The sequence below is a fragment of the Stenotrophomonas sp. C-A genome (assembly GCF_054030835.1).
Genome location: NZ_CM132916.1, coordinates 3,248,246 through 3,272,309, shown reverse-complemented (window position 1 = coordinate 3,272,309; position 24,064 = coordinate 3,248,246). Strand labels below are relative to the sequence as shown.

The 24,064-nt window shown below is 66.1% G+C and carries 23 protein-coding genes and 3 tRNA genes; 20 read left to right on the top strand and 6 right to left on the bottom strand.

Going from position 1 to position 24,064, the window contains the following annotated elements; all coding sequences use genetic code 11:
• Nucleotides 1-40: 40 nt before the first annotated feature.
• From ACW5IY_RS15450 to pnp, 9 genes are all read left to right on the top strand, one after another.
• A tRNA-Met gene (locus ACW5IY_RS15450) sits at nt 41-117 on the top strand.
• Nucleotides 118-199: 82 nt separating this feature from the next.
• A tRNA-Met gene (locus tag ACW5IY_RS15445) sits at nt 200-276 on the top strand.
• 366 nt (nt 277-642) lie between these two features.
• Entirely contained in the window at nt 643-1,233 is a 591-nt protein-coding gene (gene rimP / locus ACW5IY_RS15440; protein ID WP_049434111.1) for a ribosome maturation factor RimP, read from the top strand.
• Nucleotides 1,234-1,237: 4 nt separating this feature from the next.
• Nucleotides 1,238-2,749: a transcription termination factor NusA gene (nusA, locus tag ACW5IY_RS15435; RefSeq protein WP_006458580.1), complete on the top strand. Its 1,512-nt coding sequence runs from the start codon at nt 1,238-1,240 to the stop codon at nt 2,747-2,749.
• A 92-nt stretch (nt 2,750-2,841) separates the two neighbouring features.
• Nucleotides 2,842-5,487, top strand: a complete 2,646-nt coding sequence (gene infB, locus ACW5IY_RS15430; RefSeq protein ID WP_049434113.1) for a translation initiation factor IF-2 — start codon at nt 2,842-2,844, stop codon at nt 5,485-5,487.
• Between the two features lie 124 nt (nt 5,488-5,611).
• Nucleotides 5,612-5,995, top strand: coding sequence for a 30S ribosome-binding factor RbfA (rbfA, locus tag ACW5IY_RS15425; protein ID WP_005410447.1), 384 nt, complete (start codon nt 5,612-5,614; stop codon nt 5,993-5,995).
• Nucleotides 5,996-6,100: 105 nt separating this feature from the next.
• Nucleotides 6,101-7,009, top strand: coding sequence for a tRNA pseudouridine(55) synthase TruB (truB, locus tag ACW5IY_RS15420; protein WP_049434114.1), 909 nt, complete (start codon nt 6,101-6,103; stop codon nt 7,007-7,009).
• Between the two features lie 173 nt (nt 7,010-7,182).
• Nucleotides 7,183-7,443: a 30S ribosomal protein S15 gene (gene rpsO, locus ACW5IY_RS15415; RefSeq protein WP_005410445.1), complete on the top strand. Its 261-nt coding sequence runs from the start codon at nt 7,183-7,185 to the stop codon at nt 7,441-7,443.
• Between the two features lie 151 nt (nt 7,444-7,594).
• Complete coding sequence (gene pnp / locus ACW5IY_RS15410) at nt 7,595-9,703, top strand: polyribonucleotide nucleotidyltransferase (RefSeq protein ID WP_032128652.1); 2,109 nt, start codon at nt 7,595-7,597, stop codon at nt 9,701-9,703.
• Between the two features lie 114 nt (nt 9,704-9,817).
• Here the strand turns inward: pnp and ACW5IY_RS15405 are convergent, their stop codons facing one another.
• Entirely contained in the window at nt 9,818-10,816 is a 999-nt protein-coding gene (locus ACW5IY_RS15405; RefSeq protein WP_235304012.1) for a tetratricopeptide repeat protein, read from the bottom strand.
• A 222-nt stretch (nt 10,817-11,038) separates the two neighbouring features.
• Here ACW5IY_RS15405 and ACW5IY_RS15400 point away from each other — a divergent pair, with 222 nt between their 5' ends.
• Nucleotides 11,039-12,229, top strand: coding sequence for a glycoside hydrolase family 18 protein (locus ACW5IY_RS15400; protein ID WP_049434117.1), 1,191 nt, complete (start codon nt 11,039-11,041; stop codon nt 12,227-12,229).
• Nucleotides 12,230-12,320: 91 nt separating this feature from the next.
• On the top strand, nt 12,321-12,725 hold the full coding sequence (locus ACW5IY_RS15395) for a VOC family protein (protein ID WP_049434118.1): 405 nt from the start codon (nt 12,321-12,323) through the stop codon (nt 12,723-12,725).
• A gap of 23 nt (nt 12,726-12,748) precedes the next feature.
• Here ACW5IY_RS15395 and ACW5IY_RS15390 read toward each other — a convergent pair whose 3' ends face one another.
• From ACW5IY_RS15390 to ACW5IY_RS15380, 3 genes are read right to left on the bottom strand one after another with little or no spacing between them, the layout of a single operon-like run.
• On the bottom strand, nt 12,749-14,308 hold the full coding sequence (locus ACW5IY_RS15390; RefSeq protein WP_049434119.1) for a PepSY-associated TM helix domain-containing protein: 1,560 nt from the start codon (nt 14,306-14,308) through the stop codon (nt 12,749-12,751).
• A 10-nt stretch (nt 14,309-14,318) separates the two neighbouring features.
• Nucleotides 14,319-14,582 (bottom strand): hypothetical protein, encoded by a 264-nt coding sequence (locus ACW5IY_RS15385; RefSeq protein ID WP_049434120.1) that lies wholly within the window; start codon nt 14,580-14,582, stop codon nt 14,319-14,321.
• Nucleotides 14,582-14,878 (bottom strand): hypothetical protein, encoded by a 297-nt coding sequence (locus ACW5IY_RS15380; RefSeq protein WP_049434122.1) that lies wholly within the window; start codon nt 14,876-14,878, stop codon nt 14,582-14,584. Before ACW5IY_RS15380 ends, ACW5IY_RS15385 begins: the two co-directional genes overlap by 1 nt.
• Nucleotides 14,879-15,307: 429 nt before the next feature.
• On the opposite strand from ACW5IY_RS15380, the gene thrS reads away from it, so the two are divergent.
• From thrS to ACW5IY_RS15335, 9 genes are all read left to right on the top strand, one after another.
• Nucleotides 15,308-17,209, top strand: coding sequence for a threonine--tRNA ligase (thrS, locus tag ACW5IY_RS15375; RefSeq protein ID WP_049434123.1), 1,902 nt, complete (start codon nt 15,308-15,310; stop codon nt 17,207-17,209).
• 48 nt (nt 17,210-17,257) lie between these two features.
• On the top strand, nt 17,258-17,800 hold the full coding sequence (infC, locus tag ACW5IY_RS15370) for a translation initiation factor IF-3 (protein ID WP_019660568.1): 543 nt from the start codon (nt 17,258-17,260) through the stop codon (nt 17,798-17,800).
• Nucleotides 17,801-18,064: 264 nt separating this feature from the next.
• Entirely contained in the window at nt 18,065-18,262 is a 198-nt protein-coding gene (gene rpmI / locus ACW5IY_RS15365; RefSeq protein WP_005410436.1) for a 50S ribosomal protein L35, read from the top strand.
• 11 nt (nt 18,263-18,273) lie between these two features.
• Nucleotides 18,274-18,633 (top strand): 50S ribosomal protein L20, encoded by a 360-nt coding sequence (gene rplT / locus ACW5IY_RS15360; RefSeq protein ID WP_005410435.1) that lies wholly within the window; start codon nt 18,274-18,276, stop codon nt 18,631-18,633.
• Nucleotides 18,634-18,826: 193 nt separating this feature from the next.
• A complete protein-coding gene (gene pheS / locus ACW5IY_RS15355; RefSeq protein WP_049430376.1) occupies nt 18,827-19,822 on the top strand; it encodes a phenylalanine--tRNA ligase subunit alpha in 996 nt (331 codons plus the stop codon).
• A gap of 121 nt (nt 19,823-19,943) precedes the next feature.
• Nucleotides 19,944-22,325 carry a phenylalanine--tRNA ligase subunit beta gene (gene pheT, locus ACW5IY_RS15350; protein WP_049434124.1) on the top strand — a complete coding sequence of 794 codons (2,382 nt, stop codon included), beginning with the start codon at nt 19,944-19,946 and terminating at the stop codon, nt 22,323-22,325.
• A 27-nt stretch (nt 22,326-22,352) separates the two neighbouring features.
• Nucleotides 22,353-22,652, top strand: coding sequence for an integration host factor subunit alpha (locus tag ACW5IY_RS15345; RefSeq protein WP_005410432.1), 300 nt, complete (start codon nt 22,353-22,355; stop codon nt 22,650-22,652).
• Nucleotides 22,633-22,989 (top strand): MerR family transcriptional regulator, encoded by a 357-nt coding sequence (locus tag ACW5IY_RS15340; protein WP_005410431.1) that lies wholly within the window; start codon nt 22,633-22,635, stop codon nt 22,987-22,989. The genes ACW5IY_RS15345 and ACW5IY_RS15340 overlap by 20 nt, the downstream gene beginning before the upstream one ends.
• A gap of 68 nt (nt 22,990-23,057) precedes the next feature.
• A tRNA-Pro gene (locus ACW5IY_RS15335) sits at nt 23,058-23,134 on the top strand.
• Nucleotides 23,135-23,202: 68 nt separating this feature from the next.
• Here the strand turns inward: ACW5IY_RS15335 and ACW5IY_RS15330 are convergent.
• Nucleotides 23,203-23,643: a GNAT family N-acetyltransferase gene (locus tag ACW5IY_RS15330; RefSeq protein WP_049434125.1), complete on the bottom strand. Its 441-nt coding sequence runs from the start codon at nt 23,641-23,643 to the stop codon at nt 23,203-23,205.
• Nucleotides 23,640-23,993 (bottom strand): DUF6713 family protein, encoded by a 354-nt coding sequence (locus tag ACW5IY_RS15325; protein WP_049434126.1) that lies wholly within the window; start codon nt 23,991-23,993, stop codon nt 23,640-23,642. The genes ACW5IY_RS15330 and ACW5IY_RS15325 overlap by 4 nt, the downstream gene beginning before the upstream one ends.
• Between the last annotated feature and the right edge of the window lie 71 nt (nt 23,994-24,064).

Genomic DNA, 24,064 nt, shown 5'->3' with positions numbered 1-24,064 from the left:
CCTCCTCGAAAGAGCAGGGCAGCAGTTCAAACACTTCCGGTGCGGGGTGGAGCAGTCTGGCAGCTCGTCGGGCTCATAACCCGAAGGTCGCAGGTTCAAATCCTGCCCCCGCTACCAACATCGAACCGGCGCCAACCGGTCTGATGAATGAGGGAAAGCTTGCATGTTTTGAAGTTATCGCTCATAATTCCGCTTCTGATGCGGGGTGGAGCAGTCTGGCAGCTCGTCGGGCTCATAACCCGAAGGTCGCAGGTTCAAATCCTGCCCCCGCTACCAAGTAAAGAGATCGCCTTCGAAGTCCTGCTTCGAAGGCGTTTTTCTTTGCGGTTTGCGTCGTTTCCGTCCGATTGGGGTCAGATCCCTTTTCCACGGGAAAAGGGATCTGACCCTGGGTCCGCACCTTGCACCAGCGCGGTGCAGTCGCTATCATCAGCGGCCTAGCAATACCCCTGAAGGTGGCCTCCCAGCGGGAGTCCAGACCCGGAAGGAGGGCCGCAACCGGCAGGCAATGCCGGTTGCAACCGGAATCCAGTCACCGGAGTCTTTCCGGAAAAGGGGCCCAGCGGGCCCTTTGTCGTTTCCGGGGCGTCATGTTTTCACGCCGGCCAAGGCCGGCACCCAACCAAGAGATCAAGGCAGGCTGTGAGCGACAAGGCAACCGACATCGCGAATCTGCTCGCCCCGACCGTTGTGTCGCTGGGCCTGGAGCTGCTGGGCGTTGAGTATCTGCCGGCCCCCGGCGGTGCGACCCTGCGCCTTTACATCGACGTGCCGCTGGCTGAACAGCCCGAGCGCATCATCAATGTCGACGACTGCGAGCGGGTCAGCCGCGAAGTGTCGGCGCAGCTGGACGTCGAAGACCCGATCAGCGGCAATTACACGCTGGAAGTGTCCTCGCCGGGCGTGGATCGCCCGCTGTTCAACCTGGAGCAGTTCGCCCGCCACCAGGGTGAATCGGCCAGGGTCACGCTGAAACTGCCGCAGGACAACCGTCGTCGCCTGCAGGGCCGCATCGAAGCGACCGACGAGGCCGCAGGCACCATCACCTTCATCGTCGACAAGGCTGAAGTGGTGGTGTCGGCCGACAACATCGACAAGGCACGGATCATGCCCGACTGGGTGGCGCTGGGGCTGGCCCCGAGCAAGCCGACCGGTCCGGCACCGAAGCGTCCGAAGCCGAACACGAATTCTTCTTCCAACGAGCCGGCGGCAAAGAAGCCGCGCGCGGAGTGAGCCAATGAGCAAGGAACTGTTGCTGGTAGTCGACGCAGTCGCCAACGAGAAGGGCGTGCCGCGTGAAGTGATCTTCGATGCCATCGAGGCCGCCCTGGCCTCGGCAGCGAAGAAGCGCTATCCCGACGAGGAAGTGCTGACCCGCGTGGTCATCGACCACAAGGATGGCAGCTACGAAACCTACCGCCGCTGGGAAGTGGTGGCCGATGACGTGGTCATGGAATCGCCGGATCGCCAGATCCGCCTGATGGACGCGGTCGATGAAGCCGAAGGCGTGGACGTCGGCGACTACATCGAAGAGCAGATCGAGAACCCGGACTTCGGCCGCATCGCTGCCCAGGCCGCCAAGCAGGTCATCGTCCAGCGCGTGCGCGAAGCCGAGCGCCAGCAGGTCGTGGATGCATGGAAGGATCGCGTGGGTGAGCTGATCACCGGTGTGGTCAAGCGCGCGGAGCGCGGCAACATCTACGTCGACCTCGGTGGCAACGCCGAAGGTTTCATTCCGAAGGACAAGGGCATTCCGCGCGACGTGCTGCGCGCCGGCGACCGCGTGCGCGGTTACCTGGCCGAAGTCCGTTCGGAACCGCGTGGCCCGCAGCTGTTCATCAGCCGCGCCGCCCCGGAATTCATGATCGAGCTGTTCAAGCTGGAAGTGCCGGAAGTCGGCCAGGGCCTGGTGGAAATCAAGGCCTGTGCCCGCGATCCGGGCGACCGCGCCAAGATCGCCGTGCTCGCCCACGACCAGCGCACCGATCCGATCGGCGCCTGCATCGGCATGCGCGGTTCGCGCGTGCAGGCCGTGTCCAACGAGCTCAATGGCGAGCGCGTGGACATCGTGCTGTGGAACGACAACCCGGCCAACTTCGTCATCAACGCGATGGCGCCGGCCGAAGTGCAGTCGATCATCGTTGATGAAGACAAGCACTCGATGGACCTGGCTGTCGCTGAAGACCGCCTGGCCCAGGCGATCGGCAAGGGCGGCCAGAACGTGCGCCTGGCCAGCCGCCTGACCGGCTGGCAGCTCAACGTGATGACCCAGGACCAGGTCACCGCCAAGTCGGAAGCCGAGCAGGCTTCGGCCCGCCAGCTGTTCATGGACAAGCTGGAAGTGGACGAAGAGATCGCCGGCATCCTGGTCAGCGAAGGCTTCGGCACCGTCGAGGAAATCGCTTATGTCCCGGTCGGCGAACTGCTGGCCGTGGAAGGTTTCGACGAAGACATCGTCGAAGAGCTGCGCGCTCGTGCCCGCGATGCGCTGCTCAATGAGGCCCTGGCAGTCGAAGAAGGCCTTGAAGACGGCCAGCCGGCGCAGGACCTGCTGTCCCTGAAGGGCATGGACGAAGCCACCGCATATGCGCTGGCCGGCCACGGCGTGCGTACCAGCGAGGACCTGTCCGACCTGGCCGCCGACGAGGTCATGGACTTCGGCATCGAAGGACTGGATCAGGCGCGCGCCGCTGCGCTGATCCTGGCCGCCCGTGCCGAAGAGATCGCCCGACTGGAACGCGGCGAATGAGCCGGCAATGAACAGGGCCCTGAGCCGCTCAGGGCGTAGAATCCGCGCCACCTCCAGATGCGGGGGGGCGCCCACAAGATCATAGGATCCGAATGTCGCAGCAAACCACCATCCGCAAGCTTGCCGAACTGGTCAACACGCCGGTCGAAAAACTGCTGGAACAGCTGGCCGGTGCCGGCATGAAGTTCAGCGGTCCCGACCAGGTCGTGACCAGCTCCGAGAAGGTGAAGCTCCTGGGCTTCCTTCGTCGTTCGCACGGCAAGCCCGAGCAGGCCCCGGAAGAGACCGATCAGTCTGCAAAGAAGATCACGCTCAACCGCCGGAAGCAGCAGGAAGTGACGGTCAATTCCGGTCGCAGCAAGACGACTGTGAATGTCGAGGTGCGCCAGAAGCGCACCTACGTCAAGGATGGTGCGCGCGCCATGACGCCGGACGAAGAGCGCGCCGACATCCTGCGCAAGCTGGAAGAGTCGCGCGCGCGCAATCTCGCCGAACAGCAGGCGCTGGCCGAAAAGGATCGTCTGCGCGACGAAGCCATCGTCCGTGCCCGTGAGGAAGAGATTGCGGCCAAGGAACGCGCAGAGGCCGAGAAGAAGGCGGCCGAGGAAGCTGCGGCCGCCGCCAAGGCTGCCGAGGCACTGGCTGCCACTAAGCCCAAGCGCGCTCCGATCGATGAAACCGCGCCGCGCCCGCCGCGTGCTCCGGCCGCCGCGCCGGCTGCGCCGCGCAGTGCGCCGCCGCCGCCGCGCAACGACGACCGCAACAACCGCAGCGCGCCGCGCAACGAGCGTGGCCCGGGCGACCGTTTCGCCGGCCAGATGCATCTGTCGGCGGCCGATCGTGCGCGTCGTGGCAACAGCAACAACAGCAACACCCGGGGTCGTCCGGGCGGGCGTAACCAGGCGGGTGGCCGTCGCGACATGTCGCGCGGTGGCAGCAACGCCGGTCCGCACGCCTTTGAGCGTCCGACCGCGCCGGTGGTGCGTGAAGTGGCGATCGGCGACACGATCACCGTGGCCGACCTGGCGCAGAAGCTCGCGCTGAAGGGCGGCGAGGTGGTCAAGGCGCTGTTCAAGATGGGCGTGATGGCCACCATCACCCAGTCCATCGACCATGACACCGCCGCGCTGGTGACCGAAGAACTCGGCCACAAGGCGATCCGTGCCAATGACAACGACGCCGAAGACGCACTGCTGGCCTCGACCGGTGAAAACCAGGGCGAAGCCACCCAGCGTCCGCCGGTGGTCACCATCATGGGCCACGTCGACCACGGCAAGACCTCGCTGCTGGATTACATCCGCCGTACCAAGGTCGCCACCGGCGAAGCCGGCGGCATCACCCAGCACATCGGTGCCTACCACGTGGATACGCCGAAGGGCGTGATCAGCTTCCTGGATACCCCGGGCCATGCTGCCTTCACCTCGATGCGTGCCCGCGGCGCCAAGCTGACCGACATCGTGGTGCTGGTCGTGGCCGCCGATGACGGCGTCATGCCGCAGACCAAGGAAGCGATCCAGCACGCCCGTTCGGCGGGTGTGCCGCTGATCGTGGCGATCAACAAGATCGACAAGTCCGACGCTGACCCGATGCGGGTCAAGAACGAACTGCTGTCCGAGCAGGTCGTGGCCGAAGACTTCGGTGGTGACACCCAGATGGTGGAGATCTCGGCCAAGACCGGCCTGGGCATCGACGACCTGCTGGACGCCATCTCGATCCAGGCCGAACTGCTGGAACTGAAGGCGGTCGACGAAGGCCGCGCCGCGGGCGTGGTGATCGAATCGTCGCTGGACAAGGGCCGTGGCCCGGTCGCGACCGTGCTGGTGCAGCAGGGCCGCCTGAAGAAGGGCGACTACCTGGTGTGCGGCATCCAGTACGGCCGCGTGCGTGCGCTGTTCGACGAAACCGGCAAGCAGCCGGAGTTCGCCGGCCCGTCCATCCCGGTGCAGGTCCTGGGCCTGTCCGGCGTGCCGGAAGCCGGTGACGACTTCGTGGTCGTCGAGGACGAGCGCCTGGCCAAGGACGTTGCCCAGCAGCGTGAGACCAAGCGCCGTGAATCGCGCCTGGTGGCCACCGCAGGCAGCCGCATGGAAGACATCATGGCGACCCTGGGCAAGGGCGAGGGCCAGCAGGTCCTCAACCTGGTCATCAAGGCCGACGTGCAGGGTTCGGTGCAGGCCCTCAGCCAGGCATTGGTCGCGCTGTCCAACGAAGACATCCGCATCAACGTGATCCACTCCGGCGTGGGCGGCATCACCGAATCGGACGCCAACTCGGCGGCCGCTTCGAAGGCTACCGTCATCGGCTTCAACGTGCGTGCGGATGCTTCGGCCCGTCGCATCATCGAATCCAACGGCGTGGACCTGCGCTACTTCTCGATCATCTATGACGTGATCGATCAGGTGAAGCAGGTGGCCTCCGGTCTGCTGGGCGTGGAGATCCGCGAAGAGATCATCGGTATCGCCGAGGTCCGCGACGTGTTCCGCAGCTCCAAGCTGGGCGCCGTTGCCGGCTCGATGGTCATCGAGGGCGTGGTCAAGCGCAACAAGCCGATCCGCGTGCTGCGCGACAGCGTGGTGATCTTCGAAGGCGAACTGGAATCGCTGCGCCGCTTCAAGGAAAACGTCGAGGAAGTCCGCAACGGTACCGAATGCGGTATCGCGGTGAAGGCCTACAACGACGTCAAGCCGGGTGACCAGATCGAGTGCTTCGAGCGTATCGAAGTGCCGCGCACCCTGTAATGCTGTACAGGACCGGTCCTCACCGGCCGGTCCACCCCCTGGTGGGGCCCGACCTTGGTCGGGCCGCTCCTCCTGGTAGGACCCGACCTTGGTCGGGTCACATTCAAATCGAGAGCCCGACCGCGTGCCCAAGACTTTCCATCGAACCGACCGTGTCTCCGCCCAGCTGCGCCGTGAACTCGGCACCCTGGTGCACAACGCCGTGCGCGAGCATGGGTTGCCCTCGGTGAGCGTGTCCGACGTGGAAATCACCCGCGACATGGCTCATGCCAAGGTATTCGTCACCGCGCTGATGCCGGAGCGTTCGGCGGAAGCCGTGGCCGGCCTGAAGGAGCTGGGCTACCGCCTGCGCATGGACCTGGCCCGTGCGATGAAGTTGCGCCACGTGCCGGAGCTGCATTTCCACTACGACGACTCGGTCGACCGTGGTGAGCACATCGACAACATCCTGCGCGACCTGCCCGATACGCTGGCCGCGGAGAAGCGTCGCGAGAGCGACGAAGAATAAGCCAGCGCCGGGCCCATGCCCGGCGTCTTTCCATTCCGGCAACGCGATGCCTGTGCCGGCCGCGCTGCGGCAGCCGAGCATGGCTCGGCTCTACACAATCCTGTCATGACCCGAATTCAGTTCCGCCGCCTGGATGGCATCCTGCTGCTCGACAAGTCGACCGGCATGAGTTCCAACGCCGCCCTGCAGGTGGCTCGTCGCCTGTTCCGTGCCGAAAAGGGCGGCCACACCGGCAGCCTCGACCCGCTGGCCACCGGCCTGTTGCCGCTGTGCTTCGGCGAGGCGACCAAGATTGCTGGCCTGCTGCTCGGCTCGGCCAAGGCGTACGACGCCGAGATCATGCTGGGCCAGACCACCGACACCGACGATGCCGAAGGCCAGGTGCTGCTGCAGCGCCCGGTGCCTTCGATCAGTGCCGAGACCCTGCAGGCGGCGCTGGCGCCGCTGACCGGCAGCATCCGCCAGCGCGCGCCGATCTATTCGGCGCTGAAGCAGGGTGGGGAGCCGCTGTATGTAAAGGCCCGCCGCGGTGACGTCATTGAAGCGCCGGAGCGCGAGGTGCAGGTGCACGCCATCGAGGTGCTCGAGCAGCACCCGGAGCGGTTGCGGCTGCGGGTGACCTGCGGCTCGGGCACCTATATCCGCAGCCTGGCCCGCGATCTGGGCGAGGCGCTGGGCTGTGGCGCGCATATCAGCGCGCTGCGCCGGCTCTGGGTCGAGCCGTTCCGTGAACCGGCGATGGTCACCCTGGATCAGCTGCGGGCGATGGTCGAGGCGGGTGACGAGGCGGGCATGGACGCGCTGTTGCTGCCGCTGGCGGCCGGCCTGGCTGAATACCCGCGGGTCGACCTCGATGCCGACCAGGCCCATCGCTTCTGCGTCGGCCAGCGCCAGCGCGATCTGTCGTGGCCCCGTGGTCTGGTGGCCGTGTTCGGTCCGGACGATGCTGTCCAGGGGTTGGGTCAGGTCGATGACAGTGGCCTGCTGGCTCCGCAGCGTCGTTTCAACCTCTGACCGGGCCCGGGCGGTTCAGCCCCGGTCCTTGTCCCGGAAGCCCCCGACCGTTACAATTTCGCGGCCGTTTTCCGGCAGCCTGCCTCGCGCAGGTTTCATCCTCGTAGTCCACGGCGAGCCTGGCGGTGCGCGAAGCGCGTTCCTGCCGGCCACGCATCACAGAGAAAAAAGAAATGTCGATCGACACCCAGAAGGTCATTGAAGACAACAAGCGCAGCTCGGCTGACACCGGCTCCCCGGAAGTCCAGGTTGCACTGCTGACCGCCCGCATCGAACTGCTGACCGGCCACTTCAAGACCCACAAGAAGGACCACCACAGCCGCCGCGGCCTGCTGCAGATGGTCAACCGCCGTCGCAGCCTGCTCGACTACCTGAAGAAGAAGGACGTCGAGCGTTACAAGGCCCTGATCGAGAAGCTTGGCCTGCGTCGCTAAGCAACGAATCCCCCGCGGCGCAGCGATGCGCCGCGGTTTTGTTTTGTAGCACCGCAATCCCCGATTCAGGCCGGAACGATCCGGCCACCCGCTGGCGGCAAGGGTCGCCGACGGTCCAAATTCGCAGACAGCATCCCCAAGGACACCCTCCGTGGCAAAAATCACCAAAACCTTCCAGTACGGCAAGCACACCGTCACGCTCGAGACCGGCGAAGTCGCCCGTCAGGCCAGCGGTGCCGTCATCGTCAAGATGGACGACACCGTACTGCTGGTCACCGCCGTCGCCGCCAAGAGCGCGCGCGAAGGCCAGGACTTCTTCCCGCTGACCGTCGATTATCAGGAAAAGTTCTACGCCGGCGGCCGTATCCCGGGTGGTTTCTTCAAGCGTGAAGGCCGTGCGACCGAGAAGGAAACCCTGATCTCGCGTCTGATCGACCGTCCGATCCGCCCGCTGTTCCCGGAAGACTACAAGAACGAAGTGCAGATCATCGCCACGGTCATGTCGCTGAACCCGGACGTGGACGGCGACATTCCGGCCCTGATCGGCGCCTCGGCTGCGCTGGCCCTGGCCGGCACCCCGTTCATGGGTCCGATCGGCGCTGCCAAGGTCGGTTACAAGAACGGCGAGTACATCCTGAACCCGACCGTCAGCGAACTGGCTGACTCGCAGCTGGAACTGGTCGTCGCCGGTACCTCCAACGCCGTGCTGATGGTCGAATCCGAAGCCGCGCTGCTGTCCGAAGAAGTGATGCTGGGCGCTGTGACCTTCGGTCACCGCGAAATGCAGAAGGTCATCAACGCGATCAACGAGCTGACCGTCGAAGCCGGCACCAAGCCGTCGACCTGGGAAGCCCCGGCCAAGAACGACGCGCTGATCTCCGCCCTGAAGGAAGCCATCGGCCCGCGCCTGGGCGAAGCCTTCCAGGTGCGCGACAAGCTGCAGCGCCGCGACGCCATCTCGGCGATCAAGAAGGACGTGGTCGAAACCCTGGCTGGCCGCGTGGCCGCTGAAGGCTGGAACCCGGCCGAGCTGTCGAAGGAATTCGGCGAGCTGGAATACCGCACCATGCGTGACTCGGTGCTGGACACCAAGGTCCGCATCGACGGCCGTGCGCTGGACACCGTCCGCCCGATCGCGGTGAAGACCGGCGTGCTGCCGCGTACTCACGGTTCCTCGCTGTTCACCCGCGGCGAAACCCAGGCCATCGTGACCATCACCCTGGGCACCGCCCGTGACGGCCAGGTCATCGACGCCGTTGCCGGTGAGTACAAGGAAAACTTCCTGTTCCACTACAACTTCCCTCCGTTCTCGGTGGGTGAGTGCGGCCGCATGATGGGCCCGAAGCGCCGCGAAATCGGCCACGGTCGCCTGGCCAAGCGCGGCGTGCTGGCTGTCATGCCGTCGCTGGAAGCCTTCCCGTACACCATCCGTGTCGTCTCGGAAATCACCGAGTCGAACGGTTCCTCGTCGATGGCCTCGGTCTGCGGCTCGTCGCTGGCCCTGATGGACGCCGGCGTGCCGGTGAAGGCGCCGGTTGCCGGTATCGCCATGGGTCTGGTCAAGGAAGGCGAGCGCTTCGTCGTCCTGTCCGACATTCTGGGTGACGAAGATCACCTGGGCGACATGGACTTCAAGGTGGCCGGTACCGCTGAGGGCATCTCCGCCCTGCAGATGGACATCAAGATCGAAGGCATCACCGAAGAGATCATGAAGCAGGCCCTGCAGCAGGCCAAGGCTGGCCGTCTGCACATCCTGGGCGAAATGGCCCACGGCCTGACCGCTCCGCGTGAAGAGCTGTCGGACTACGCGCCGCGCCTGCTGACCATCAAGATCCACCCGGACAAGATCCGCGAAGTGATCGGCAAGGGTGGTTCGACCATCCAGGCCATCACCAAGGAAACCGGCACCCAGATCGACATCCAGGACGATGGCACCATCGTCATCGCGTCGGTCAACGCCATCGCTGCCCAGGCCGCCAAGGCCCGCATCGAGCAGATCACCTCGGACGTCGAGCCGGGCCGCATCTACGAAGGCAAGGTCGCCAAGATCATGGACTTCGGTGCGTTCGTCACGATCCTGCCGGGCAAGGACGGTCTGGTCCACGTGTCGCAGATCTCCAGCGACCGCGTCGAGAAGGTCGGCGACGTGCTGAAGGAAGGCGATGTGGTCAAGGTCAAGGTGCTGGAAGTCGACAAGCAGGGCCGTATCCGCCTGTCGATGAAGGCCGTGGAAGAAGGCGACGCCGTCAGCGCCGAGTAATCGGCGGTGGGTGTCAACCTTGGTTGACACGCTCCTGGAATCGCTGAAATGAAAAAGCGGGCTTCGGCCCGCTTTTTCTTTGCCTTCAATCCTGTGGGTGAGAACCGTTGGTCCTTACACCTGCGCGCCTTCTTCCTCTTCCCCCAGCCACCACACCTGGCCCGGAGCGGGGTCACTCAGCGGATGCTCGCGCTGTTCGATGGCCTCCAGCACGCGTCCCGGGGCCGCAGCGGCCCACGTCGCCAGCAGCGTCTCCACCGCAGCCCGGCCCTGAGCGGCAATGCCCAGATCGCGCTGGCGCGCCCAGGTGCCTTCCTCAGTGACTTCTGCCTCGTCGCCATGCTGATGCGGGGTGCCATAGCTGCAGCGGCGGCACAGCCGGCGCACGGTCGCGGTCCAGTCCTCGACCATGCCGATGCCGGGCAGGTTCATGGCCCCCAGGGCAGCGATGTCATCGGCTGAATCGCACTGCACGAACACGGTGAAGGTCGCCATGTCCGATGGCTGCAGGCGCTGCATGGCATTGAACACCGGTACCTCGCGTTCGCCGTATGTACGGCGGCCGGTCGATGCACCGTCATGCAGCACGATGTCGCCGAAGCGGAAGCCACTTTCGGGCAGCGGTACGTTGTCGATGCGTGCACGCACCGGATCAATGCGGCTCATGTACACCACCTCGGCATCGGACCATGGCGCCAGGCGCACGCAGGCCACGCCGAAGTTGCCCTCGATCGGGCCTTCGCCCTCGGGCAGGGTGATGCCACAGCGGGTCCACTGGCGCCGTGCTTCGGCCCAGTCCGCCATGCCGGTGGCGGCGATGCCGGCATTCCAGGCCGTGGCGACATCGAATTCCTCGCGCAGCTGCTCCGATCGCAGGTTGTCCTGCAACGAGGCCGGCCAGTCGCGCAGGTACTTGTGCGCCAGCCCGCGCATGTAATGCAGGTACGGCACTTCGGGAGCGAGTGCGATCAGCTCGGCAAACAGCGCCACCGCCTGGGGCAGGTCGCCTTCGTGGAACGCGTCGTAGGCGCGCGCTTCCAGTGACTGGCGTTCATCGAGGGATGCGTCGTCCAGCAGGTCGCCGTCGGGGTTGGTGTCGTGATCGATGCTCATGTCCATGTGCGGTTGAAGATCCGCGGCCACCTTAGCCGATGCAGGAGGCCGGGTGCGCCGCGTCGGCGCGTGTCCTGCTGCAATGCATGATGGCAGCGGCATGACTGCCCCATTGTCGCCCTCTGGCGGATCGTTGCTGTCCACTGGACGACATGTGGCGACATGGGTCCCACAGCCTCATCGGTTTGCTAACGTGGCGGCGCCTTCGAACCGGGAGATTCCATGTTCCGCCAGACCGTGGCCGTCCTTGCCGTGCTGATTGCCGGCGCCCTGCCCATTTCCGCGCACGCTGCGCCCGCACAGCCGCCGATCTTCGGTGCCTACTACCCCGGTGGTTCCGCCGAGCGCTATCCGGTGTCGAGCATTCCCGCCGAGCGCTTGACCCATCTGTTCTATGCGTTCTCCACCATCGAGGACGGCCGCTGCACGGTCGGTGCCGAAGCGCCGAAGAACTTCGCCGCGCTGGCTGAACTCAAGAAGGCGCATCCGCACCTGCACACGCTGATTTCGATCGGTGGCTGGGGCGCGGGTGGGTTCTCCGATGCAGCGTTGACCGAGGCCAGCCGCAAGCGCCTGGTGGACTCATGCATGGCACTGTTCTTTGATCGCCATGCCGGCAGCTTCGATGGCGTGGATATCGACTGGGAATTCCCGGTCAGTGGCGGCCCGAAGGAGCTGGCGCACCGTCCGCAGGATCGCACCAATCTGACCAAGCTCGCGCAGGCGTTCCGCGTGGCACTTGATGCGCGCGGTCGCAAGGCGGGGCGGCCGATGCTGCTGACCGCCGCGCTGGCCGCCGGTCGCCTGCAGACCGATGGCCCCTACGATCCGGCCGCCAGCTACGACCTGCCGGCGCTGGCCAAGGTGTTCGATTTCATCAACCTGATGAGCTACGACATGGGCACTGGCTTCTCGACGGTGTCGACCTTCAACGCACCGCTGCATGAGGTACCGGCCGACCCACTGGCGCCGGAGCTGCGGCGCTGGAACAACGTGGCCGGCGCGGTGCAGTACTACCGCGAGCACGGTGTGCCGGCCGGCAAGCTGGTGCTGGGCGTGCCGTTCTACGGGCGCGGCTTCAAGGTCACCGGCGATGCCCCGGATGGGTTGTACCAGCCCTACAGCGCACCGGCCGATGCAGGCGACTGGCGGGTGATCAAGGCGCGCTATCTCGACCAGCCGGGCTGGACCAAGCACTGGCAGCCTCAGGCACAGAGCCCATGGCTGTACAACGCCGCGCAGAAGATCTTCATCAGCTATGAGGACCCGCGCTCGATCGGCCTGCGTGCGCAGTTCGCCCGCGAGCAGGGCCTGGCCGGCGTGTTCATGTGGGAGCTGACCGGCGACGACGAGCAGGCCAGCCTGCTCAACGCCATGCTGGGCCCCTGGCAGAAGGCGCGCGTCGGCGATTGAGCTGGCATCAGGCGATGCCCGGCGCAATGCCGCAACGCCATCGGCCCAACCCCGCACAGCATGTCCATGCCCGCAGCGTTACGCTGCGGGTATGATCCATCTCGAACGCCTGGACCATCTGGTCCTCACCGTCGCCGACATCGACCGCAGCTGTGATTTCTACCAGCGCGTGCTCGGCATGCAGGTCGTGCGCTTCGGCGCGGGCCGTACCGCGCTGCAGTTCGGCCAGCAGAAGATCAATCTGCATCCGGCCAGTGCCCCGCTGCAGCCGCATGCGTTACGACCCATGCCGGGCAGTGCCGACCTGTGCCTGGTCACGCGTACGGCGACAGTCGATGTGCTGGCACACCTGCAGGCGCAGGCCGTCGCGGTGGAGGAAGGGCCGGTGGCCCGCACCGGCGCACTGGGTCCGATCGAATCGGTGTACTTCCGCGACCCGGATGGCAACCTGATCGAAGTCAGCCGCTACCTGGACCCAGCGCACCTGCTCCGGTAGCGCGTGCCATGCCCGGCGAAGGCTCAGTTGGCCCAGACGCTGTTCGGATCGCCGTTGCGGGCACGGCGTTGACTGGCCACTGCCAGGCGGGCGAAGCCGAAGGCCATGGCCAGCGCGATGGCATCGACCCAGAACAGCGGCCAGTGGCCACGCGCCGCAGCACGCCACAGCCAGTCACCATTGAGTGCGCCGTGCAGGATCGGCACCAGCGCGGTACTGATCGCCGCCGCCCACAGCAGCTCGCGTGCGGCCTGTGCCGGGCGGCGCAGCGCGGCCCACAGCGCACAGGCTGCCCAGCTGCTGAAGCAGGCCCAGCGGATGCCGTGGTCGACCGCCGCCGGCGCCAGCCGTTCCAGCACCAGCGCGGTGAGGAACGCGACCGAGATCGCCACGCACAGGCCGATGCACACGCCGACCGTGGCCCGTGCCATGTTCACTCCGGCGCGCGGCTGCTGCGGCTGGCGACGCTTGCGCCGCGACTCGATCCACAGCAGGTTGCCCGAGTAGAACAGGAACGCACCGCCCAGGCCGAGCAGGAAGTACAGCCAGACCACCACGCCGTTGCCGAACTCACCGAAGTGCAGCGCATAGGCGGCGCTGAGCGTGGCGTGGTTGGCGTCGCGCTGGCCTGGCAGCTGTGTGGCCAGTACCTGGCCGGTGGCGACATCCAGCGCCACGGCGCCGAGCGGGCCGAGCGTGCCGGTGGATTCGCCGGTGATCTCGATGGTGGCGTTGGTGTCGCCCGCGTTGGCCAGCTTCAGGTAGGCCGGCTCGAAGCTGGTCACGCCCTGTGCGCGCGCCACCTCCAGCGCCCGCGCATGCAGCACGCGCAGGCTACCCGGCGACGAGGGGATGCCGGCCGCTTCCCGCACCGGTGCGGTGTCCATCGCTGTTGGCACGGCCTGCAGGGCCTTGCCGTCGAAGATCAGGGGGTTGAGCAGGGCCATCTGCACGAACACCAGGCAGAGCAGGGCGCCGGTCACCGCGAACATCAGGTGGAAGGGCAGGCTCAGTACGCCGATCACGTTGTGCGCGTCCTGCCACAGCTGTTTCAGGTTGCGCCCCGGACGCAGCGCGAACAGGTCGCCGAGCAGCTTCGGCAGATGGATCACAAGGCCGCTCAGCAGCGCCATGCCGTACAGCAGGCTGACAATGCCCATCACGTAGATGCCGGCCACAGGCAGGCCGAGGCTGTAGTGCAGTTCGTTGACCAGTTCCGCCAGCCCGGTCTGCGGCGGCGTCGGGCTGCCTGCGATCTGGCCTGGCCAGGCATAGCGCCAGCTGCCGTCATCGGCCTGCCAATATGCCAGTGGCTGCGGATGTTCGGCGCCGGGGAAGGTCATGCCGACGTGGCGGCGGGCTTCCGGATGCGTGGCCAGCACGTCCTCCAGCAGGTACTGCGCATCGTCCAGCCCGGCCGGCAGCGCGGTGGCTGCGCCAGGCGTCTGCCACAGCGGCAGGTCGTGGTGGAACAGGGTCAGCGCACCGGCATAGAAGGCCACGAACAGGCCGAAGCCGGCCACCAGGCCGACCCAGGTATGCAGGGTGGTGAACGTGCGCAGGGTCTGGGAGCTGAACTTCATGGGACGGGTCTCATTGCACCACGCCGATCAGGCGCAGCAGCCCAAGCACGGCGAAGCCGGTGGCGGCGCCGCCACCCAGCACCAGCCAGGCACTCAGCGCGCTGCGGAAACTGAACGCCCACAGGGCGGCCAGCATCCACAGCGGGATGAAGGCGATCAGGGTTGGCACCAACGCCCGCTGCCAGGGGCCGGGCGGCAGCCATGCCAGCAGGCCGGTCGCGGCCGCGGCCAGGAAGAAGCCGGCGACGATGCCGGCGAAGGCGCGCGGCCACATCAGGGCGACTCCGGGCCGGGACGGTGCCAGGCGGCCAGGGCCGGCAACAGCATCGCAGCCAGCATCCAGGTGCACAGCATCGCCACCAGGCCAGCGGCAAAGCCAAGCTCGGCCATCCACAGCCAAAGCGCGGCGGCAGCGGCGACCAGGCCGATCTGGCGGCCAAGGCGGCCGGCGCGGCGCAGGCGCGGCCAGCGGCAGTGCGGCGAGGCGGCATAGAAGGCCAGCGCCGAGAACATCGCTGCCAGCATGCCCAGGCTGCAGAAGCCGAGCGTGGAAAGGCCGACGGTGATCATCGCGGGCGGCCAGCGTGGCAGCGGGCCGGCGAACGCGGGGCACGGGCGGGGCCGGCGGGAGCCGGTCGGAGCGGGTGGCGCATCACGAGGTCCTGGGGGAAAGCGGGCAGGCTGGCACGGGGCGGGCTGCGTGCACATGGTAGTCATTGCGTTTTCACGCTGCCAGCGGCGGCCATTCAGCGGACCGTACGGTAGCCCTTGGGCTTTCCGGTGCGCTGGTTTAAGATCATCCACACTCCCTGACTGGAACAAGGTGGCCCGCGCCCAGCGCCGGCCGAGCGTGCGACATGAGCACTACCACCGCCCACTGTTGACCTGCCCCCGAAGGCCCTGTGTTCCAGGCGCCCTCGTGGCGCTTTTTTATTGCCCGGGCGCCGCCCCGGGAGCGCTTTCCAGCCCGCCCCGCGGGCCCCGCACGAAGCCAATGCGATGATCAACATTACCCTTCCCGACGGCAGCCGCCGCGAGTTTGAAAACCCCGTCAGCGTCATGGACGTCGCCCAGTCGATCGGCGCCGGCCTGGCCAAGGCCACCATCGCCGGTGCCGTCGATGGCGTGCTGGTCGATGCCAGCGACGTCATCGACCACGATGCCAGCCTGCGCATCATCACCGCCAAGGACGAGGAGGGCGTGGAGATCATCCGCCACTCCTGCGCCCACCTGGTCGGCCACGCCGTCAAGCAGCTGTACCCGGACGTGAAGATGGTGATCGGCCCGGTGATCGCCGAGGGCTTCTACTACGACATCTACTCCGAGCGCCCGTTCACCCCGGACGACATGGCCGCGATCGAGAAGCGCATGGGTGAACTGATCGCCCAGGACTACGACGTCATCAAGAAGGTGACGCCGCGCGCCGAAGTGATCGAGATCTTCAAGTCCCGCGGCGAGGACTACAAGCTGCGCCTGATCGAGGACATGTCCGACGACATCCAGGCGATGGGCATGTACTACCACCAGGAATACGTGGACATGTGCCGCGGCCCGCACGTGCCGAACACGCGCTTCCTGAAGGCCTTCAAGCTGACCCGCATCTCCGGCGCCTACTGGCGTGGCGACGCGCAGAACGAACAGCTGCAGCGCATCTATGGCACCGCCTGGGCCGACAAGAAGCAGCTTGAGGCGTACATCAAGCGCATCGAGGAAGCCGAGATGCGCGACCACCGCCGCATCGGCAAGCAGCAGGACCTGTTCCACCTGCAGGAAGAAGCGCCGGGCCTGGTGTTCTGGCACCCGAAGGGCTGGGCGCTGTGGCAGGTGGTCGAGCAGTACATGCGCAAGGTGTACCGCAAGACCGGCTACGGCGAAGTGCGCTGCCCGCAGATCCTGGACGTGAGCCTGTGGCAGAAATCCGGCCACTGGGACAACTACCAGGACGCGATGTTCTTCACCGAATCGGAGAAGCGCACCTACGCGCTCAAGCCGATGAACTGCCCGGGCCACGTGCAGGTGTTCAACCAGGGCCTGCACAGCTACCGCGACCTGCCGATCCGCTATGGTGAGTTCGGGGCCTGCCATCGCAACGAGCCGTCCGGCGCGCTGCACGGCATCCTGCGCGTGCGTGGTTTCACCCAGGACGACGGCCACGTGTTCTGCACGGAAAACCAGGTCGAGGCGGAAGTGACCGCATTCCACCAGCAGGCGCTGGCGGTCTACCAGCACTTCGGCTTCGATGAGATCCAGGTCAAGATCGCCCTGCGTCCGGAATCGCGCCTGGGCGATGACGCCACCTGGGACAAGGCCGAGGGCGCGCTGCGCTCGGCACTGTCCAGCAATGGGGTGGAGTGGCAGGAGCTGCCGGGCGAGGGCGCCTTCTACGGCCCGAAGATCGAGTACCACCTGAAGGATGCCATCGGCCGTACCTGGCAGCTGGGCACCATGCAGGTCGACTTCATGATGCCGGGCCGCCTGGGCGCCGAGTACGTGGACGAGAACAGCCAGAAGAAGCATCCGGTCATGCTGCACCGCGCCATCGTCGGCTCGATGGAGCGCTTCCTGGGCATCCTGATCGAGCACCATGCCGGCCAGTTCCCGGCCTGGCTGGCGCCGACCCAGGTGGTGGTGGCCAACATCACCGACGCCCAGGCCGAGTACGTCTCGGGCGTGACCAAAACCCTTGCGGAGCAAGGCTTCCGCGTCAGCTCGGATTTGCGTAACGAGAAGATCGGCTATAAAATCCGCGAGCATACGTTGCAGCGCGTGCCCTACCTGCTGGTCATCGGTGACCGCGAGAAGGAAAATGGGGCTGTGGCGGTGCGTACGCGTTCTGGCGAAGATCTGGGCAGCATGAGCCTGCAGGCCTTCATCGAGCGGCTCCACGCCGAGGGCGCGTAAGCAAAGGTCCGGTCCGGGCGCACAGGCACCCGGACCGGTTCGATACCCTTGGGAGAACGTAATATCAGCACCCCTGACAACAAACAGAACCGCAAGAATCAGGAAATCCGTGTGCCGCGCGTCCGCGTGATCGGCAGTGACGGAGAAATGATCGGCGTGTTGTCGCGCGACGAAGCGCTGTCCATGGCCGAAGATGAAGGCCTGGACCTGGTCGAGATCCAGCCGCAGGCCGATCCGCCGGTCTGCAAGATCATGGACTTCGGCAAGTTCAAGTTCGAAGCGCAGAAGAAGGCCAGCGAGGCCAAGAAGAAGACCAAGCAGGTCGAGATCAAGGAAGTGAAGTTCCGTCCGGTCACGGACGAGGGCGACTACCAGATCAAGCTGCGCAAGATGCGCGGGTTCCTCGAGGATGGTGACAAGATCAAGGTCAACATCCGCTTCCGTGGCCGTGAAATGAGCCACCAGGAACTGGGCCGCGAAATGGCCAACCGGATCGAGGCCGATCTGGGCGAGGACATCGTCATTGAATCCCGTCCGCGCCTGGAAGGGCGTCAGATGGTCATGATGATCGCGCCGAAGAAGAAGACCTGAGGCCTGACGGGCCGCCTTCCGGGGCGCCTGGCTGAATGGTTCAGGATAAGGGGACGCCGCTGGCGTCCCTTTGCTTTTGCAGGAGGCCGGTGAATTGCCGGTAACGGGTTGCAGGGGCTGGTGGCAGGGCGGTTTTGCCTGTATCATGCCCGGCTCGACCCACCCAGGACGGGTCGTACGCCGATCATGGCAGGACGGAAAGAGCGGCCCAGGCCGCCGCCAGATCAGTCAGAAACCAGGGTCACCCCCATCAAGGACATTGCAATGCCCAAGATCAAGACCAACCGGGCAGCGGCCAAGCGTTTCCGCAAGACCGCCTCGGGCAAGTACAAGTGCGGCCACGCCAACCGTAGCCACATCCTCACGAAGAAAGCGACCAAGCGTAAGCGTAATCTGCGTCAGACGGGCCATGTCCGTGCAGAAGACGCAGGCCGTCTGGACCGCATGCTCCCTTACCTCTGAGGAACTGAAAAATGGCACGAGTTAAGCGTGGCGTACAGGCGCGTCGCCGCCACAAGAAAATTCTGGATCTCGCCAAGGGCTATTACAACGCCCGTCGCAAGGTCTTCCGCGTCGCCAAGCAGGCGGTCATCAAGGCACAGCAGTACGCCTACATCGGCCGTAAGCAGAAGAAGCGCAACTTCCGTTCGCTGTGGATCACCCGTATCAATGCGGCTGCCCGCATCAACGGCCTGAGCTACAGCCGCTTCATGAACGGTCTGCTGAAGGCCGGCATCACCCTGGATCGCAAGGTCCTGGCTGACATCGCCGTGCACGACGCAGCCGGTTTTGCTGCGCTGGCCGAAAAGGCCAAGGGCGCGCTGGCGGCATAAGTCCTTCCCGATGCCGTAACCGTTCACTCGGAACGGTGTCAGGTCAAGGCAATGCATGGGGAAGGGCGCAAGTCCTTCCCCATTCTTTTTTGGGTCCCGGCGAAGCCACGATGGCAGCGCGGGGACAGCGGTGGCGACAGGGGTCGGCCCTTCGCGCATCGCGATGGCAGATCGACTGGAGTTCCGGCCCCCCATGAGCGACATCCAATCCCTCACCACCCAGGCGCTGGCCGATGTGGCCGCCGCACAGAGCCCCGACGTGCTGGAACAGCTGCGCGTGGCCCTGCTTGGCAAGAGTGGCAGCATCACTTCGCAGCTCAAGCAGCTCGGCGCCCTGCCGGCCGAGGAGCGCAAGGCCGCCGGTGAAGCGATCAACCAGGCCCGTGACGCGCTGACCCGCGCGCTGGGCGAGCGCAAGGCGCTGCTGGAAGACGCGGCACTGGATGCGCGCCTGGCCGCCGAAGCCATCGACATCACCCTGCCGGGCCGCAATGGCGACCGTGCCGGCCTGCACCCGATCACCCGCACCCTGGAGCGCATCACCGGCATCTTCGGCCGGCTGGGCTACGAGCTGTCGGAAGGGCCGGAGATCGAGGACGACTGGCACAACTTCGAGGCGCTGAACTTCCCGCCGCACCACCCGGCGCGCGCCATGCACGACACCTTCTACTTCGGCGACGGCCGCCTGCTGCGTACGCATACCTCGGGTGTGCAGGTGCGCTACATGGGCGACCACGCGCCGCCGCTGCGCATGATCGCCGCCGGCAAGGTGTACCGCAGCGACAGCGACCAGACCCATTCGCCGATGTTCCACCAGGTCGAAGGCCTGCTGGTCGACGAGCATTCGACCTTCGCCGACCTGAAGGGCACGCTGGCCGAGTTCGTGCGCGCGTTCTTCGAGCGCGATTTCGAAATGCGTTTTCGTCCCAGCTACTTCCCGTTCGTTGAGCCGGGCGCGGAGGTGGACATCGCCTGGCAGCAGCCTGATGGCAGCACCCGCTGGCTGGAAGTGCTCGGCTGCGGCATGGTCCATCCGAACGTGCTGCGCAATGTCGGCATCGATCCGGAGCGTTACACCGGCTTCGCTTTCGGCATGGGCGTGGAGCGTTTCGCGATGCTGCGCTACGGCGTCAACGACCTGCGCGCGTTCTTCGAGAACGACGTGCGGTTCCTGAAGCAGTTCGCGTAAGCCGCAACCGTGTAGAGCCGAGCCATGCTCGGCTGCTTTTCTGGATGGACGCCTCCTTGCGCATGCGCTGGGCGACCACAAAAACCGCAACGGGAGGCACACCTCCCACCAGGGTGACACCATGAAATTCTCCGAAAACTGGCTGCGCAGCCACGTCCCGACCTCCGCCTCGCGCGATGAGCTCAGCGCGGTGCTGACCGCCATCGGCCTGGAAGTGGAAGAGGTGACCGCGCTCGGCGACGGCCTCGACCACGTGGTCGTGGCGCGCATCGTGGAAGCCGTGCGCCATCCGGAAGCGGATCGCCTGCAGGTGTGCAAGGTCGATGCCGGGCAGGGCGAGCTGCTGCAGATCGTGTGCGGCGCGCCGAACGCGCGCCCGGGCCTGGTCGCGCCGCTGGCGATGGTCGGTGCGCAGATCGGCGAGCTGAAGATCAAGCCGGCCAAGCTGCGTGGCGTCGAGTCCAACGGCATGCTGTGCTCGGCCAAGGAGCTGGGCCTGGACAATGATGCATCCGGCCTGCTGGAGCTGCCGGACGACGCACCGGTCGGCCAGTCCCTGGTCGAGTACCTGGGGCTGCCGGACGCCAGCATCGAGATCAAGCTGACCCCGAACCGCGCCGACTGCTTCAGCCTGCGCGGCATCGCCTATGACGTCGCCGCCGCGACCCGCAGTGAAGTGCTGGACTTCGCGGCCGACGCCATTGCGCCGGTCGGCAGCCGCGAACTGTCGATCCAGCTCGACGCCGGCGCCGAAGCACCGCGTTACCTGGGCCGCGTCATCGAAGGCGTCAACGCCGCTGCCAAGACCCCGCTGTGGATGGCCGAGCGCCTGCGCCGCAGCGGTGTGCGTCCGGTCTCGCTGCTGGTCGACATCACCCAGTACGTGATGCTGGAGCTGGGCCAGCCGATGCATGCCTACGACCTCGGTACCCTGCAGGGCAGTATCGCCGTGCGCCGTTCGCGCGCGGGCGAGAGCCTGAAGCTGCTGGACGGCCGCGATGCCGCACTGGACGACAGCTTCCTGGTGGTTACCGATGCTGACCGTGCGGTCGGCCTGGCCGGCCTGATGGGCGGCTTCGACACCCGCGTCACCGACGCCACCTCCGCCGTGTTCCTGGAAGCTGCGCACTTCGCGCCGGCCGCGATCATGGGCCGTGGCCGCAAGTTGGGCCTGCATACCGATGCAGGCCATCGCTTCGAGCGTGGCGTCGACCCGGCATTGCCGCGCACCGCCATCGAATACGCCACCCGCCTGGTGCTGGACCTGGCCGGCGGTACCCCGGCGCCGGTCACCGAGGCCGTGCGCGCCGATGACCTGCCGCAGCCGGCGACGATCGTGCTGCGCCGCGCGCGCATCACCCGCGTACTCGGCATCACCATCGACGACGCCGAAGTCGAGCGCATCCTGCGCGCGCTGGGCATGGACGTGGCCGCCACTGCCGAGGGCTGGCAGGTCGCTGCGCCGAGCCGCCGTTTCGACATCGCCATCGAAGAAGACCTGATCGAAGAGCTGGCCCGTATCCACGGTTACGAGCAGATTCCGACCACGCTGCCGGGCGGCGCCGCCCGCGTGGCGATGCCGAGCGAGACCCAGCTGGACGCACTGAGCGTGCGCCGCCAGCTGATCGCCCGCGACCAGCAGGAAACCGTCAACTTCGCCTTCGTCGACGACGCGCTGCTGACCCAGTGGCAGCTGCGCGACGGCCTGGTGCCGCTGGCCAACCCGCTGTCGGCCGAACTGGCGGTGATGCGCCCGTCGCTGCTGCCGGGCCTGGTCGCCACGTTGGGCCGTAACGCCGCCCGCCAGCTCGGCCGCGTGCGCCTGTTCGAGCTCGGCCGTGTGTTCGCCCAGCAGGCCGGAGACGGCCAACCGGCGCCGCTGGAAACCCCGCGCGTGGCCGCTGCGGTCTGCGGTGACGCGCAGGCGGTGCAGTGGGGTTTGCCGACCCGCAAGGTCGATTTCCATGACCTGAAGGGCGACCTGGAATCGCTGGCGGCTGCCAGTGGCGCGCAGCTGGAGTTCCGCCCGTCGGCCCGTCCCTACGGCCACCCGGTGCGTTCGGCCGAGGTGTTCCGCGATGGCGTGGCGATCGGCTGGATCGGCCAGGTCCATCCGCGCCTGGTCAAGGCGATGGACATCGAAGCCGACGTCTACGCCTTCGAACTGGACCTGGAACCGCTGACCGCCCGCCGCGTGCCGCGTGCAGGCGAGCTGTCGCGCTTCCCGGCCGTGCGCCGCGACCTGGCGTTCCTGGTGCCTGAACAGGTGGCCTGGGCCGATCTGGCGGCGACCGTCCGCCAGGCCGCCGGCCCGCTGCTGCGCGACCTGAACCTGTTCGACCGCTATGTCGGCCAGGGCGTCGAGCCGGGATTCAAGAGTCTCGCTATGGGCTTGATTTTGCAGGACAAGTCGCGCACTCTGACGGACCGCGACGTGGATGCGGTGGTGGCCGAGGCGGTCACTGCCATCGAGCGTGAACACCACGCCCGGATCCGCGGCTGAGCGGGCAGCACTCGGGGGTAGCAGGCAATGGCATTGACCAAGGCGGAGATGGCGGAAAAGCTGTTCGACGAAGTCGGTCTGAACAAGCGGGAAGCCAAGGAATTCGTCGACGCGTTTTTCGATGTGCTGCGTGAAGCATTGGAACAGGGACGTCAGGTGAAGCTGTCGGGCTTCGGTAATTTCGATCTTCGGCGCAAGAACCAGCGCCCAGGTCGCAACCCCAAGACCGGCGAGGAAATTCCGATTTCCGCCCGTACGGTGGTCACCTTCCGTCCGGGCCAGAAGCTCAAGGAGAGGGTGGAAGCTTATGCTGGATCCGGGCAGTAACCGCGAACTACCGCCAATCCCGGCCAAGCGCTACTTCACCATCGGTGAAGTCAGCGAGCTGTGCGACGTCAAGCCGCACGTCCTTCGCTACTGGGAAACCGAGTTTCCCAGCCTTGAGCCGGCCAAGCGCCGAGGCAACCGCCGCTACTACCAGCGCCACGACGTGCTGATGGTGCGGCAGATCCGCAGCCTGCTGTACGAACAGGGCTACACCATCGGTGGCGCACGCCTGCGTCTGGATGGGCCCGATGCCCGCGAGGAATCGGCGCTGAGCAACCAGATCATCAAGCAGGTGCGCATGGAGCTGGAAGAAGTGCTGCAGTTGTTGCGCCGCTGATCCCATTTCCATCGTAATCCGCTATACTTCACGGCCCGCCGCACTGGCGGGCACATCGCAGCATCAGTCGGGGCGTAGCGCAGCCTGGTAGCGCATCTGCCTGGGGGGCAGAGGGTCGTCGGTTCGAATCCGGCCGTCCCGACCACTGTGATGAATCAAGAAGCCTGCGCAGCAATGCGTGGGCTTTTTTGTGCGCGCTGCTGATGCCGATGATCAGTCTTCAGCGAAGCGGTAGATCAGCTGCGGGTCGCCGTCATCCAATCCGTGCACGATGCCGCTGTCGATGAAGCCCGACGCAACGAGCAGGCGCTGCATGCCGATGTTGGAGGCATTGGTCGAGGTGAACAGCTTGCCGCGACCGCGCCGTGCGATCGCGTGTCGCAGCAGTGCGGTACCGATGCCCTGGCCGCGCCGTTCGCGCGACACCATCAGCATCTCGACGAAGGCCTCGCCGAAGAAGTGGTGATGCATGACCAGGTAGCCGACGACCCTGCCGTCCTGCTCGGCGACCTGCAGGCCGCCGTGTGCCAGCCAGTTGCCAATCTGCATGATCCGCTCTGGATCAATGGCTGCCACGCTGTCGAGCGCGATCAAGGCATCCGCGTCCCGGGGGCTGCCGTTACGCAGGCGCGGAGAACGCGACGTCCGGCTCATCGCGGGCGGAGCTGCAGCAACAGGCCGCCACCCGATACAAAACAGGCGAGCAGGACGATGATCGACAGCGGCAGGTGGAATTCATTGCGACCGAGCAGGGCAAACGCCAGGTGGATCAACGCCGTGCCAATGCCGAGCGCGCCACAGACCAGTGCATAGCCGCGCGCCGTGGATGTGCCCAGCAGGGTATGGCGATAACCCCAAAGCACGGCGCCGACTGCGAACAGGTTGAACAGCAGGAAGCCCTGGATGCCGCCGGGCACATGGAACATGGTCCATTCCTGCCAGAACGCAGCGTCGATCTGATGCAGGATCAACGCCAGCAGCGTCGCCAGATACCATCGTTCCATGTCGTGCTCCATGCCATGCAGGCCATAGTCTATCGACTCCGCCTTGCACGCACGCCTACTCGTTGCAGCCA

Coding starts and splice junctions, on each gene's coding strand:
- nusA (WP_006458580.1), top strand. CDS start 1,238: ATGAGCAAGGAACTGTTGCTGGTAGTCGACGCAGTCGCCAACGAGAAG.
- infB (WP_049434113.1), top strand. CDS start 2,842: ATGTCGCAGCAAACCACCATCCGCAAGCTTGCCGAACTGGTCAACACG.
- truB (WP_049434114.1), top strand. CDS start 6,101: ATGACCCGAATTCAGTTCCGCCGCCTGGATGGCATCCTGCTGCTCGAC.
- rpsO (WP_005410445.1), top strand. CDS start 7,183: ATGTCGATCGACACCCAGAAGGTCATTGAAGACAACAAGCGCAGCTCG.
- ACW5IY_RS15405 (WP_235304012.1), bottom strand. CDS start 10,816: ATGAGCATCGATCACGACACCAACCCCGACGGCGACCTGCTGGACGAC.
- ACW5IY_RS15400 (WP_049434117.1), top strand. CDS start 11,039: ATGTTCCGCCAGACCGTGGCCGTCCTTGCCGTGCTGATTGCCGGCGCC.
- ACW5IY_RS15395 (WP_049434118.1), top strand. CDS start 12,321: ATGATCCATCTCGAACGCCTGGACCATCTGGTCCTCACCGTCGCCGAC.
- ACW5IY_RS15390 (WP_049434119.1), bottom strand. CDS start 14,308: ATGAAGTTCAGCTCCCAGACCCTGCGCACGTTCACCACCCTGCATACC.
- ACW5IY_RS15385 (WP_049434120.1), bottom strand. CDS start 14,582: ATGTGGCCGCGCGCCTTCGCCGGCATCGTCGCCGGCTTCTTCCTGGCC.
- ACW5IY_RS15380 (WP_049434122.1), bottom strand. CDS start 14,878: ATGATCACCGTCGGCCTTTCCACGCTCGGCTTCTGCAGCCTGGGCATG.
- thrS (WP_049434123.1), top strand. CDS start 15,308: ATGATCAACATTACCCTTCCCGACGGCAGCCGCCGCGAGTTTGAAAAC.
- rpmI (WP_005410436.1), top strand. CDS start 18,065: ATGCCCAAGATCAAGACCAACCGGGCAGCGGCCAAGCGTTTCCGCAAG.
- rplT (WP_005410435.1), top strand. CDS start 18,274: ATGGCACGAGTTAAGCGTGGCGTACAGGCGCGTCGCCGCCACAAGAAA.
- pheS (WP_049430376.1), top strand. CDS start 18,827: ATGAGCGACATCCAATCCCTCACCACCCAGGCGCTGGCCGATGTGGCC.
- pheT (WP_049434124.1), top strand. CDS start 19,944: ATGAAATTCTCCGAAAACTGGCTGCGCAGCCACGTCCCGACCTCCGCC.
- ACW5IY_RS15345 (WP_005410432.1), top strand. CDS start 22,353: ATGGCATTGACCAAGGCGGAGATGGCGGAAAAGCTGTTCGACGAAGTC.
- ACW5IY_RS15340 (WP_005410431.1), top strand. CDS start 22,633: ATGCTGGATCCGGGCAGTAACCGCGAACTACCGCCAATCCCGGCCAAG.
- ACW5IY_RS15330 (WP_049434125.1), bottom strand. CDS start 23,643: ATGAGCCGGACGTCGCGTTCTCCGCGCCTGCGTAACGGCAGCCCCCGG.
- ACW5IY_RS15325 (WP_049434126.1), bottom strand. CDS start 23,993: ATGGAACGATGGTATCTGGCGACGCTGCTGGCGTTGATCCTGCATCAG.